Source organism: Virgisporangium aliadipatigenens (genome assembly GCF_016863615.1).
Classification (GTDB): domain Bacteria; phylum Actinomycetota; class Actinomycetes; order Mycobacteriales; family Micromonosporaceae; genus Virgisporangium; species Virgisporangium aliadipatigenens.
Map to the genome: position 1 here is coordinate 178,669 of NZ_BOPF01000009.1, position 12,838 is coordinate 191,506.

Consider the following 12,838-nt stretch of genomic DNA (forward strand, 5'->3'; position numbering starts at 1 on the left):
CTCGCCCCGCGGCCGTGAAGATCACTGTCGGCCAGCCTAGGTCGGGTCGACGGCACATCGGTCGATCGGGCGCGATGCTCTCCTGGTTCCCTTATGGATACGGCGATCCCGCGCCCCGGCTTTCCGGAACGGCGGCCCAGCTCGCGATCTGGGTGCGCGACCGGAAGCCCAGCTTGTTCAGGATGTTGCGCACGTGGCTCTCGACCGTGCGTTCGGAGATGAACAGCCGCGCGCCGACGTCCTTGTTGCTCAGCCCCTCGGCCACCAGCCGGGCGATGTCCTTCTCGCGCTGTGTCAACGGACCGTTCGGGGTCGGGGCGGCCACCTCGCGCAGCGCCAGCCGCAGCGCGTCGGCACGGCTCATCCGCAGGCCCTCGCGCAGCGACGACTCGAACCGCGCCGGGCCGAGAGCCGCCAGCGCCGATTCGGTCGCCGACGACAGCGCCGGCGCCATTGCGCTGTTGACGATCGCACCGACCTCGACGCGCAGCCCGTCCATGGCCCCGAGCAGCTGGGCCGCACGCCGCGGGTCGCGAACCGACGCGGCGCACGCGCCGAGGCCGCCGAGCAGATAACACTGCGCGACCCGGTCGTCTATCCGGCGGGCGATCGGCAACGCCTCGACGAACCGACGCTCCGCCTCGCCGGCGTCACCGCTTCGCAGCGCGGCGAAGCCCTGGTTCAGCAGCATCCACGTGAGGCTGTACAGGTCGCCGGCCCGGCGACTGAGCCGCGCGCCGTCGGCTGCCGCGGCACGGGCGGTCTCCAGATCGCCGTCGCCGAGTGCGTTGAGGGTCCGCGCCTGGTGCACCATCAGCGCGGCGCCGACGTCGTCCCGGCCGGCGGACAGGGCTGCCGCCTCGTCGAGCAGCCGAACGGCTGCGGGACGGTCGCCTGCCATGTGCGCCGCGATCGCCGCCATCGCGAGCAGCTGGCACAGGACGTCCGGCTGCCCGGCCGCGCGCGCGGCGAGGATGCCACGTTCCAACACCGGCACGGCGACGACCGGGTCGCTCTGCAGCACGGCCAGGAATCCCCGGGCGAAGTAGGTCCACGGCGACGCCACCGCGGGTGCCAGTTCGTCGAGCCACCGCACGCCCTCGGTCGTGGCGCGGGTGACCCAGTACCAGATCAGGCTGGTGGCCAGGGCGACGCCGCGCCCGTCGTCGGAGGACGCCCGCAGCAGCGCCCGGACGTTGTCGATCTCCGGTTCGATCCAGGTCAGCCACTCCACCAGCCGATAACGGCCCTCGGCACCGAATCGTGCGCATCGTTGCAGGTAGTGATCCGCCCAGCGGTGTTCGAGGCCGTCCGGGGAACGGGTCGAACCGGCGTACTCGCGCATGGTCTCGTGCAGGCGATAGACGGCCGAGCCCGCGGCGGGCTCCCGTTGCACCAGCGACTTGTCGACCAGCGAGGACACCAGTTCGACGCTCTGCTCCGCCGGCACCTCACCGAAGCAGCACACCGCCTCGACGTCGTCGAGCGTGAACCGGCCGGCGAACACCGAAAGCCGGGACAGCAGCGTCTGTTCGGCCGCAGTCAGCTGGTCGTAGCTCCACTCGACGGTCGTGCGCAGCGTCTCGTGGCGGGGCAGGGCCGCCCTGGTGCCGTTGGCGAGCAGCGCGAACCGGTCGTGCAGCCGGTCGAGGATCTGTGCGGGGGCCAGCGCCCGGGTCCGGACCGCCGCCAGTTCGATCGCCAGGGGCAACCCGTCGAGGCGCCGGCACAGGTCCGCCACGGCCGTCCGGTTGGCGTCGGTCAGCTCGAAGTCGCCCGACGCCGCCACCGCGCGCTCGACGAAGAGCCGGACCGCTTCGTTCTCGCGCAGGCGTTCCAGCGGATCGTCCGCCGGGAGCGCCAGCGGTGGCACCGGCAGCACGTGTTCCCCGACGGCCCGCAGCGGCGCCTGGCTGGTGGCGATCACCCGAACCGCCGGCGCCGCCCGGAGCACCTCGCCGATCAGCCCGGCGGCGGCGTCGAGCAGGTGTTCGCAGTTGTCGACGACGAGCAGCAGTTCGGCGTCGCGGAGGTGGCGGAGCAGCAGTTCACGCGGTTCGGCGGCGGCCTGGTCGCGCAGGTCGAGGGCCGCCATCGCGGCGTGGGTCACCAGGGCCGGATCGCGCAGCTTGCCGAGTTCGACCAGCCAGGCGCCGTCCCGGAACCCGCGGACGAGCTCGGTGGCGAGACGGACCGCGAGGCGCGTCTTGCCCACCCCACCGGGCCCGACCAGGCTCACCAGACGCCCGTCGGTCAGCTTCTTCCTCGCCTCGGCCAGCTCACGGCGGCGGCCGACGAAGCTCGTGGCCTCGGCGGGGAGGTTGCCCGGTCGTCGACTGCGGGTGGCCACGCCAAGACGGTAGCTCAGTACCGGCTCCGTACTTCCACTGATGAGCGTCGAGCGCGTTCTTTCCTACGGTTGGCCCATGACCACGGACACCCTGGTGAAAGACGCCGATCTGACCCTGCCGCGCCTGTACGCGCTGCGCTTCGGATACTCCCTGCTGGCGTTCGGCCTTGCGTTCGAGACGTGGCCCGTCATCGTGGCCCACGACTCGTCCTGGCGAGGTACGGAGAGCCTCGTGTACTGCATCCTGGCGGGGTTGTCGCTCATGGCATTCGTCGGCCTGCGCCACCCCGTGGCGATGCTCCCGCTGCTCCTGTTCGAGTCGGCCTGGAAGCTGATCTGGCTGGGCGCGGTGGCCCTGCCCGCATGGCTCTCCGGTTCGATGGACGACGAGACGTGGGGGTACACGGCCTCGTGCCTTCTCGTCGTCATCTTCCTGGCGGTGGTGCCGTGGCCGTACGCCTTCCGGCGGTACCTGCACACCCCGGCCGAGCGGTGGCGCTGAGGATGTCCAGGATCGGCGCTGCGGCCGGTTCAGGGCTGTGCGTCGATCTGACTGCGTAGGTCGTGCAGCCGCAGCGCCACCTGGAGTTGCAGGGCACGGTCCGGGCTGCGCCACCCCTCGCCGAGCACACTGCTGATCCGGTCGAGACGCTTGAGCAGCGTGTTCATGTGGATGTGCAGCGCGCCGGCCGTGCGGGTGAGGTTGCCGACGTTGCCGAAGTAGGCCGAGAGGGTGGCCACGAGCTGCGTCGATCGCCGGCGGTCGTAGGTCAGCAGCGGCCCCAGCGAGTCGACCAGGAATCGATCGAGGTCCTCTCCGCGCTCCGTGTCGAACAGCAGGGCGAACATCGCGTAGCGTTCGGCTGTCGATCCCCGGTCCGTCACCCCGAGGCTCTGCATGAGATCGCAGCACTTGCCGGCGAGTTCGAACGCGCGTCCCCAGTTTTCGTCGGTGACCCGTTCCGCGACGACCCGCACCTCCGATCCGAGTTCTCGGCGGAGCCGGCTGTGCACCGTTTCCGCGAGTTGAGAAGGATCGGCGGCGGTGGCGAGAAGCGTGGCGCGGCCCAGGTGTTCCCCCGCGAGACCTCTCCATTCCGACGACATCGCATGAAGACGGCGACCGATCTGCGAGGCGGACCGGGTCGCCGATTTCGCGACGACGATGACATTCAACTGGGTGATGTCGACGCCCCGCGCATGAGCCCGCGCACGCTGGTTCGGGGTCACCGGCGGGCCGGACACCAGAAGTTCGGTGAGCAGTTCGCCGCTGACCCTTTCCTCCGCCTCGGCGACCGCGGTCTCCTTCAGGATCAGCAGGCCCATGATCTGGGCGGCGCGTTCCAACATGCGGATGTCGACCGGTGCGGGCTCCTCGCCGCGCGTCAGCAGGAGCGCGCCCAGATGGGTGTCGCCGGCCTGAATGGCGGCCGCGCTGTGCCAGAGGCCGGTGCCGTCGGTGGTGGTCGCCCATCTGCCGGACTGGCGGGCCTGTTCGACCGCGTCGGGTGACGTCCGCCGCGACGGCGGCGAGGTCAGCGGGTCGATCAGGCCGGCATCGGGCGAACATTGTGCGATGACGGCGCCGGCGCGGTCGAAAACGGTGACCGCGCCCCGCAGGTGATCGACCAGCAGTCGGGCGATCTCGTTCGCGTCGCCGCCTTTCAGGACCACGCGGGTGAGCGATTCATGGACCGACTGGGCGCGTTCCATCATCGCGACCTGACGTTCGATGGTGAGAAACGCGGATTGCAGCTGCTTGAGGGCCGAACGACTTTCGTCATATAGGCGCGCGTTGTTGAGTGCGATGGCGGCGTGGTCGGCGAACGCGCTGAGCAGCGCCACCTCGTCGTGTTCGAACGGCCGCTCGGTGCGGTCCGCGGCGAACAGCACACCGATGACCTCCTGCCCCACCAGGAGGGGAACGCCGAGCAGGGCGACCATGCCCTCCGGCACCACCAGATCGTCGAACGTCCGGTCGTGCGGGACGTCCTGGGTCTGCAGGTAATTGCTCACCCAGGCCGGGGCGCCCGTGGCGATGACCCGGCCGCCGACGCCCGTTCCGGCGGGCACCCTGGCCTGGTTGAACGACGGGGAGATGGTCCCCTCCGACGCCTTGAGCGTGAGCTGCCCGTCGGCGCCGAGCAGCGACAGGTACGTGAAATCGGTGCCGATCAGTTCGTGTGCCTCGCGAACGATCGAGTCCAGCACGGCGTCGAGTTCGCCGAGCGCGGTCAGCGCACGGGCCGTCGCGTACAGCGAACCGAGTTCGCGCTCGCGCCGGATGCGGTAAGAGGCGAGATTGGGGCTGGACGTTCGAAGTTCGGGCCCGTCGGTCATCGCTCAGCCCCATTCCCGGGTGGAGAAAGCCTCCACCGCCTTACGTGAAACGGTGGAGCAAATATCTCTCACCGGTGCGCGCCGGTCGACCTAGGTTTCTCCGAAATAGGTATGTGACACACGCCACATGCACTGCGCAAACCGGGAGTCTCCTATGGTCAGGTCTCATATCGTGCACCCGCTCCCGGCGTCGGTGCACACACTTACCGCTTCGGGTCGCCGCATCCGGGCGACGATGGCACTCGCCGCGGTCATGGCGGGCGTCGCCCTTCTCGCCGGCGCGTGCGGAGAGGGCTCAGCCGACGGCAAATCCGGCACCTCGGGTAGCGGCGGCGTCAAGGGCAAGACGATCAACTTCGTCGGCTACGGCAAAGACAACCCGTGGGGCGCCTACTTCAACACCGTGTTCATCGGGAAGCTCGAGTCGGCCGGCGCGAAGGTCGTGGACCTCACCACGATGGATCCCGGCACCGCCGTGACCAACTTCAACCAGGCCATTTCCAACAAGCCGGACCTGATCGTGGCCGCGCTGCTGGACACCTCGTCGATGGTCGTGCCGATCAAGAAGGCGAAGCAGGCGAACATCCCGGTGCTCGTGTACGACGGCCGGCCCGACCCGTCCGTCGACGGCGACGTCATGCAGGTCCTCTCCGACAGCGAGGCGCTCGGGATCGCCGCGGCGCAGAACCTCGTCGAGGGCCTGAAGGCGCAGGGCAAGGAGTCCGGCAACCTCATCGTCATCACCGGCACCAAGTCGGGTTTCGCCGCCCAGGACCGGATGAAGGGGTTCGACGCCGAGCTCGCCAAGACGCCGGGGTACAAGGTCATCGACAACCAGGACGGCAACTGGGATCCGACGCTCTCCGGCAAGATCGCCACGCAGCTCTTCGCCAAGTACGGCTGCGCGGGCATCCAGGGCGCGTACGGCATGGCTGACTACATGGCGCTTCCGATCGTCGCGGCGGCCAAGCAGGCCGGCTGTGAGGTCGGCGGCAAGAACGGCGTCATCGTCACCGGCAGCAACTGCTTCAAGGTCGGCATCGACGCGATCAAGGCCGGCACCCTCTACGGCACCGCCACCGAGGACCCCGGAACGATCGCCGAGCAGACCGCCGGCTACGTGATCCGCTACTTCAACGGCGAGAACCCGCCGAAGAAGGAACTCGTCAAAGAGGAACGGGTGACCGCCCAGAACGTCGACCGTTACGCCGCGCAGTGCAGCAAGGCATGAGTGCTCCGATGCCGTCCACGCGGACCGACGAACCGCTGGTTCGCGTGGACGGTCTCGTCAAGAGCTTCGGTAGTACGCGGGCCGTGCGGGGCGCGTCCTTCAGCATCGCTCCCGGCGAGATCCACGCGCTGTGCGGCCACAACGGCGCCGGCAAGAGCACGGTCGTGAAGATGCTGTCCGGACAGGAGATCCCGGACGACGGCGAGATCCGCATCGCGGGTGAGGTGCGCGACCTGCGCAGCAGGCAGGCGGCACAGCGCAGCGGCGTCGCCCTGGTCGACCAGGAACTCAGCGTCGTCCCGGCACTGACGGTCGCCGAGAACCTCATGCTCGGCGACCTGCGGGTCGGCTGGGTCAACCGACGGCGCTCCTCCGGCCGGCGGTTCCGCACCCTGCTGGACAGCCTCGGCCTCGGCGACATCGGGCTCGACCGGCGGGTGTCCGAACTGAGCATGGGCGAGCGGCAGCTGATCGAGATCGCGCGCGCCCTCGGCCAGGAGGCGAGACTCGTCATCCTCGACGAGCCGACGGCCACGCTCAGCGATGTCGAGAGCGACTACGTGTACGCCGCCGTTCGCAACGTCGCGGCGGCCGGTTGTGCCGTCCTGTTCGTCTCGCACCGGCTCGGTGAGGTACTCGGCCTCTGCCACAACGTCACGGTGATGCGCGACGGCGCCGTCGTGGCGACGACCCCGGTCGCGGAGCTGACGATCGACTCGCTCATCGTCCAGATGCTCGGCGAGGCGCCGCACCGGCTCGACCCGCGCTCCGGCGACGACCGCGGCGGCGACGCCGACGTGCTGACCGTGTCCGGGCTCTCCGTTCCCGGCCGGGTCGACGCCTTCGACATCACGCTGCGCGCCGGCCAGGTGTGTGCCGTGGCCGGGCAGCTGGGCTCCGGCGCCTCCGACGTGCTGCGCGCGATCGCGGGCCTCGTCCCGGCGGCCACCGCGGAGGTGAGGGTCGACGGGGTCGCCGTTCGCCCCGGCCATCCGGCCGCGTCGGCCGGCGCCGGGATCGCGTTCGTGTCGAACGACCGCAAGGCCGAAGGGCTGTTCCTGGACAAGCCGGTGAGCTGGAACCTGCTCGCCACGCGCCTGCCGCACGTCACCCGGTTCGGCGTCATCAACCGCCGCCGCTGGACGGCCACGCTGGCCGGACTCGTCGAACTGTGCGGTCTCGACGGCCGGCGGGCCGGGCACAGCGTGGGCTCGTTGAGCGGCGGCAACCAGCAGAAGGTCTTCGTCGGGCGGTGCCTCGGCCGGGACGACGTTCGCGTCCTGCTGCTCGACGATCCGACCCGGGGTGTCGACGTCGGCGGCCGCGCGGCGATCCACGCGCTGCTCCGGGATGCCGCGAGGAGGGGAATGGCGGTGCTGTTCAGTTCGACCGAACTCGAGGAACTGCTGGATCTCGCCGACGTCGTGGTCACCATGCACAAGGGCGTGGTCGTGCAGCGGCACGAGGGCGAGACGGCGGGCGCCGTGCTGCTGCGGGAGATGACGCACGGCGCGGCGACCGTGGCGGAGGTACCCCGGTGAACCTTCTGGCCACCCCTTCCCGCCTCGACGCGGAAGCACCGCACCAATCGCGGCGGTCGCGGACCGACGTCGCCATCACCGCGATCGTGGTCCTCGCCGTGCTCGCCGCGATCGTCATGGGCCTGTCCACCCATCGCTTCGTGACGCTCGCCAACGCCAAGGCGATCCTGACGTCGGCCAGCCTGGTCGGCATCGCGGCGCTCGGGCTCACGCTGATCACCATCGGCGGATCGGCGGTCTCGCTCGCCGTGTCGCAGACCGTGGCGGTCGCCGGCATGGTCTTCCTGTCGGCGCAGTCGCTGGGGCTGCTGCCGGCGTTCGTCATCGCCGTCGTGTGCGGGACCGTCATCACGGGCCTCCAGGGCGCCGTCGTCGGCTACGCCGCGGCCAACCCGGTGGTCCTCACCATCGCGGCGAGCTTCGCGATCACCGGGGTGGCCACCGGCGTCAGCGGCGGCACGACGGTCTCCCCCACCGGCACCGGCTACGACGTTCTGAACGCGACACCCGGCGGCGTGGCGCTGAGCGTCTACGTGCTGATCGTGATGGCGCTGGTCGTCGAGTGGGTCCTGCGCCGGACCGGCTTCGGGCGGTCGCTGTACCTGATCGGCGAGAACCGCCCCGCCGCGCGGGCCGCGGGCCTGCCGGTGGGCCGGACGACCGTGGTGGCCTGGCTCGCGGCGGGCGCGCTGTTCGCCGTCACCGCGGCGTTCACCGCAGCCTTCAATACCTCGGCGAACGTCAACCTCGGCGGCACGCTCACCTTCGACGCGATCGCCGCGGTCCTCGCCGGCGGCACACCGATCTCGGGCGGGCGCGGCTCCGCGCTACGGACGCTCGCCGGCGCGGTGCTGATCGCGGCCGTCTCGGACATTCTCCTGCTGCGCGGTTACTCGACCGGCGTCCAGATCATGGTCAAGGGACTCATCGTGCTGTTCGTCGTCGTCATCGTGCACCTGCGCGCGAAGGGAAGGCAGGCGTGATGTCCCAGGCGCTCCGACGGCCCGAGACGCTGCTGCCGCTGACGGCGCTGGGCATCACCGTCATCGCGTTCGCACTGATCCCGACGTACACCGACTCGGACATCAGCGCGTTCGACGTCTACAACACGTTCCAGATCTTCGCGCGGCTCGGGCCCATCGCGCTCGCCCTGGGGCTGACGATGATCGCCGGGGAGTTCGACCTCTCCGTGGTGGGGACGTACGCGCTCGGCGGCATGCTGACCGTGCAGGCCGGCCAGGAGAACTTCGCCTACGGACTCCTCGCGGCGGTGGGCGCCGGAGCGGTCATCGGCCTGGTACAGGGCTGCGTCATCGCCGGCCTGAAGCTGCCCTCCATGCCGGTCACCCTGGCGACCTACATCGCGCTGCTCGGGCTCACCAGTGCGCTCTCCGGCGGGCTCACGAAGACGTACTCGAACGTGTCGGTGACCCTGTGGGTCGACCAGACGGTGCTGACGTACTTCTCACCGCGCAGCCTGATCACCCTCGGGCTGTTCGGCATCGCCGCCGTCGTGCTCACGTACACGCGGTGGGGCCGTGAACTCCGGGCGATCGGCGGCGACCGGCGGGCCAGCCGGGTCGCAGGCGTTCGGGTCGGCCGCCTGGTCGTGGGCACGTTCGTGGCCTCCGGCGTGCTGTCCGCGCTCGGCGGCTCGCTGCTGAGCTTCAGCCTGGGTTCGGCGAATCCCGATCCGGGCGTGCAGCCGTTGATCGTCGCCACCGCCGCCGCCCTGCTCGGCGGGGTCTCGCTGGCCGGTGGCCGCGGAAACACCCTGGGGCTGCTCGGCGGCATCCTGGCGGTCGCGCTGCTCGCGGAGATCGTCACGGTCGCGGCGCTTCCGCTGTACGTCACCCAACTGTTCTACGCCGGCCTGCTCGGGACGATCGTCGTCATCGACGCTCCCGACCTGCACAGCGCGCTCATCCGGCAGCGGGCCCGCCTCCGGTTCGAAAGCGCGCGTCCGTCACGGGCGGGCACTCCGCCGCACCGTCAGATCTAAGGAGCGTGTCATGTCCGAGCTGTCCCTGCTCTTCTCGGATCTCCGGTTTCCGGAAGGTGCCCGCTGGCACGACGACCACCTGTGGTTCTCCGACATGCACACCGGTCAGGTGTTCAAGGCGAACCCGGTCGCCAGGAGCATCGAGGAGGTCGCGGCCGTCGACGACCAGCCCTCCGGCCTGGGGTGGCTGCCCGACGGTTCCCTGCTCGTGAGCTGCATGATCGACCGCAAGGTGCGCCGGCTGGGCCCGGACGGCCGCCTCAGCGTCTTCTCCGACGTCTCGGGCCTCACCGCGGCACCCATCAACGACCTGGTCACCGACGACACCGGACGAACGTTCCTGGGCGGCTTCGGGTACGACCTCTACGCCGACGCCCCGCGACAGCCGGGCCCGATCTTCCGGATCGACGCCGACGGCCGGGCCGCGTGCGTCGAGGACGACATGGTCTTTCCGAACGGCATGGTCATCCTGCCCGGCACCTCGACCCTGGTGGTCGCCGAGACCTGGGCGGCCCGGCTGAGCGCGTTCGACATCGACGAGCGCGGCGCGCTGACCGGCAAGCGGGTCTGGGCCGAACTGCCACCGGGCTCGACCCCCGACGGGATCTGCGTGGACGAGGCCGGTGGCGTGTGGGTGTCCTCCATCGCGACGTCGCAATTCCTGCGGGTCGAGGCCGGCGGACGGCTCACCCGCACGATCGAGGTCGACGGGCGCTGCGCCACCGACTGCGTGCTCGGCGGCCCGAACGGCACCACGCTCTTCCTGCTCACCTCGAACAGCTGGCAGCCGACCGAGACCACCGGGCGGGCCGGGCGGATCGAAGCCGTCGAGGTGGACATCCCCGGGCGACGGCCCGACAGCGACAAGGAGAACCGCTCGTGATGCGCGGCCTGATGCAGGATCGCCCGCTGACCATTTCGGCGTTGCTGCCGCGGGTCGAGAGCAATTTCGGGCACAAGCGGATCATCACCGGCGGGGCCGTCGAGACCGTGCTGACCTGGAACGAGGTCGCACCCCGCATCCGCCGGTTGACCCGGGTCCTCGAAAGCCTCGGCGTGCCGGCCGGCGCGCGGGTCGGCACCTTCGCCTGGAACAGCCATCGCCACGTGGAGCTGTACGTCGCCGTCCCGAGCGCCGGCCGGATCCTGCACACGATCAACCACCGGCTCTTCAGCGAGCAGATCACGTTCATCGTGAACGACGCCGCGGACGACATCCTGTTCGTCGACCGCAGCATCCTGCCGGTGATCTGGCCGCTGGTCCCCTCGTTCCACAAAGTCCGGTACATCGTCGTGATGGACGACGGCGGTGACATGCCGATCCCCGACGACCCGCGAATCCTCGACTATGAAACGCTTCTGGACCGGGAGGCGGACGGACCCCTCGACGACGTCGTCACCGACGAGTACGCGGCGGCGTCGCTGTGCTACACCTCCGGGACGACCGGCAACCCGAAGGGTGTCCTCTACAGCCACCGGTCCGTCGTGCTGCACAGCCTGCTCCTGCTGGGTGCGGACGTCTTCGCGCTCAGCGAGAACGACGTGGTGGCACCGATCGTGTCCATGTTCCACGTCAACGCGTGGGGACTCCCCTACGCCGTGATGCTGTCCGGCTCCGACCTGCTGCTGCCCGGCACCGCCATGGCCCCGAAGGAACTCGTCTCCCTGCTGTCGCGGCACCGGGCCACGTTCAGCGCCGCCGTCGCGACCGTCTGGCGCAGCCTCATCCCGATGCTGGCCGATCACGACCTCAGCAGCCTGCGCCACATCGCGTGCGGTGGCGGCGCCGTCGACGACGCGCTCTCCAGCACCTACGAGAACGCCATCGGGATCCCCCTGACGAACGCGTGGGGCATGACCGAGACCAGCCCGGTCGTCACCACCTCCCGCCTGGCGACGCACCACGCCGGCATGGACCGCGAGGCGCGACGGCTGCTGCTCGGCAGCCCGGGACCGGCGGTGCCGCTGACCGAGATACGCGTCGTCGCCGACGGCGTCGAGCAGCCCCGCGACGGCAGCAGCCAAGGGGAACTGCAGGTCGCGGGGGCGACGATCGCCGGGGCCTACTTCGGCAGCGACGCCGCGACGGACGCGTTCACCGCGGACGGCTGGCTGCGCACAGGTGACGTGGCGACGATCGACGAACGGGGCTATCTGCGCATCGTCGACCGCACGAAGGACCTGGTGAAGTCGGGCGGCGAGTGGATCTCGTCGGTGCTGCTCGAGAACGCGGTCATGTCCGATCCGCGGGTCCAGGAGGCGGCGGTCATCGGCGTCGCCGACGCGCACTGGGGTGAACGCCCGCTGGCCTGCGTCGTTCCGCACCCGGGGGTGGACCTCACGGCGGAGGATGTTCGTGCGCACCTCCGTGGCCGTGTCGCGTCGTGGTGGATCCCCGAGCGCATCGAAATGATGAGCGAAATCCCGAAAACCGCCACCGGCAAGTGGTCGAAACAAGCGCTCCGCCAGCGCTTCGCCGACTCGCCGGGCGATTCACGCTGAGAACGCACCAACGAAAGGAACGGCCATGCCCATCGAACCCCGCTTGATCGTCACCGGCCACAACTCCGCCGGCGAGGCGGTCTTCGTCGAGGACCGCCACCCGGAGTCGGTCAGTGTCCAGGCTCTTCGCGGAGCCGACTTCTTCCTGATGTGGGGCACCGCGGACGGGACCGCGAAGGTAGGTGGAACCGACGTGGCTCCCGTCGTGCGCCCGTACTTTCCCGGCGTCGGCGGCAGCCGCGTCATCTTCCTGCGCTGGGCCCCGTACTCCGCGGAGCCCGAGCCGGTGCTGGATCCGGACAGCGTGCGCAGCGAGGTCGCCGAAAAGCTTCCCGGGCTGCTCGACCCGTTCGAGGAGAACGGCGACGGGATGCACACCACCGACACCATCGACTACGCGATCTGCATCGAGGGCGAACTGTGCCTCGAACTCGACAACGGCGCCGAGAAGACCCTGACCCCGGGATCCTGCGTGATCCAGCAGGGCACCCGGCACGCCTGGAAGAACAAGAACGACAAGCCGGCGCTGATGTGTTACGTGCAGATCGGCGCCGTACGCGAATGAATACCGCCGGCCTCAGCGGCCGGCTTTCTCGATGCCGTCCACGACCTGGGCGGCCGCCAACAGGCCCGCGCCGGTGCGCCGTCGGTACAGGCGCACGGCGGCGGTCCGCCCGCCCCGACGTAGCTCCTGCGTGACCTCGTGCAACAGGACGACCTCGTCCACGGGTTCGGGAACGCTCTGCCGCCGCCGCAGGACGACCGAAACGATCATCAGCATGATTCCGATGCCGCCGAGAATGAGTGCGATCTGCAAGGTGCTCATGTGAAGATCCTTGCGAACGGGCACCGGCCCGCGCGTCTGCGTGACG

The 12,838-nt window shown here is 70.0% G+C and carries 11 protein-coding genes; 8 read left to right on the forward strand and 3 right to left on the reverse strand.

The annotated features are described in order from the left end of the window. Positions 1–91: 91 nt before the first annotated feature. Positions 92–2,350 carry a LuxR C-terminal-related transcriptional regulator gene (locus tag Val02_RS15075; protein WP_203899669.1) on the reverse strand — a complete coding sequence of 753 codons (2,259 nt, stop codon included), beginning with the start codon at positions 2,348–2,350 and terminating at the stop codon, positions 92–94. Positions 2,351–2,426: 76 nt separating this feature from the next. Here Val02_RS15075 and Val02_RS15080 point away from each other — a divergent pair, with 76 nt between their 5' ends. After that, entirely contained in the window at positions 2,427–2,852 is a 426-nt protein-coding gene (locus tag Val02_RS15080) for a hypothetical protein (protein WP_203899670.1), read from the forward strand. A 29-nt stretch (positions 2,853–2,881) separates the two neighbouring features. On the opposite strand, the gene Val02_RS15085 is transcribed toward Val02_RS15080, so the two are convergent. Then, a complete protein-coding gene (locus Val02_RS15085) occupies positions 2,882–4,690 on the reverse strand; it encodes a helix-turn-helix domain-containing protein (protein ID WP_203899671.1) in 1,809 nt (602 codons plus the stop codon). A 154-nt stretch (positions 4,691–4,844) separates the two neighbouring features. Between Val02_RS15085 and Val02_RS15090 the strand changes: the two genes are divergently transcribed. From Val02_RS15090 to Val02_RS15120, 7 genes are read left to right on the forward strand one after another with little or no spacing between them, the layout of a single operon-like run. Continuing rightward, on the forward strand, positions 4,845–5,921 hold the full coding sequence (locus Val02_RS15090; protein ID WP_203899672.1) for a sugar ABC transporter substrate-binding protein: 1,077 nt from the start codon (positions 4,845–4,847) through the stop codon (positions 5,919–5,921). Then, positions 5,918–7,462, forward strand: a complete 1,545-nt coding sequence (locus Val02_RS15095) for a sugar ABC transporter ATP-binding protein (RefSeq protein ID WP_203899673.1) — start codon at positions 5,918–5,920, stop codon at positions 7,460–7,462. Before Val02_RS15090 ends, Val02_RS15095 begins: the two co-directional genes overlap by 4 nt. Next, positions 7,459–8,445 (forward strand): ABC transporter permease, encoded by a 987-nt coding sequence (locus Val02_RS15100; RefSeq protein ID WP_203899674.1) that lies wholly within the window; start codon positions 7,459–7,461, stop codon positions 8,443–8,445. Before Val02_RS15095 ends, Val02_RS15100 begins: the two co-directional genes overlap by 4 nt. Further along, positions 8,445–9,464, forward strand: a complete 1,020-nt coding sequence (locus Val02_RS15105) for an ABC transporter permease (RefSeq protein WP_203899675.1) — start codon at positions 8,445–8,447, stop codon at positions 9,462–9,464. Before Val02_RS15100 ends, Val02_RS15105 begins: the two co-directional genes overlap by 1 nt. Before the next feature lie 10 nt (positions 9,465–9,474). Then, positions 9,475–10,347 (forward strand): SMP-30/gluconolactonase/LRE family protein, encoded by an 873-nt coding sequence (locus tag Val02_RS15110; protein ID WP_203899676.1) that lies wholly within the window; start codon positions 9,475–9,477, stop codon positions 10,345–10,347. Continuing rightward, positions 10,347–11,966 carry a long-chain fatty acid--CoA ligase gene (locus Val02_RS15115; RefSeq protein WP_203899677.1) on the forward strand — a complete coding sequence of 540 codons (1,620 nt, stop codon included), beginning with the start codon at positions 10,347–10,349 and terminating at the stop codon, positions 11,964–11,966. Before Val02_RS15110 ends, Val02_RS15115 begins: the two co-directional genes overlap by 1 nt. A 25-nt stretch (positions 11,967–11,991) precedes the next feature. Then, complete coding sequence (locus Val02_RS15120; RefSeq protein WP_203899678.1) at positions 11,992–12,531, forward strand: cupin domain-containing protein; 540 nt, start codon at positions 11,992–11,994, stop codon at positions 12,529–12,531. A 12-nt stretch (positions 12,532–12,543) separates the two neighbouring features. Here the strand turns inward: Val02_RS15120 and Val02_RS15125 are convergent, their stop codons facing one another. Further along, on the reverse strand, positions 12,544–12,792 hold the full coding sequence (locus Val02_RS15125) for a hypothetical protein (protein WP_203899679.1): 249 nt from the start codon (positions 12,790–12,792) through the stop codon (positions 12,544–12,546). Positions 12,793–12,838: the final 46 nt, after the last annotated feature.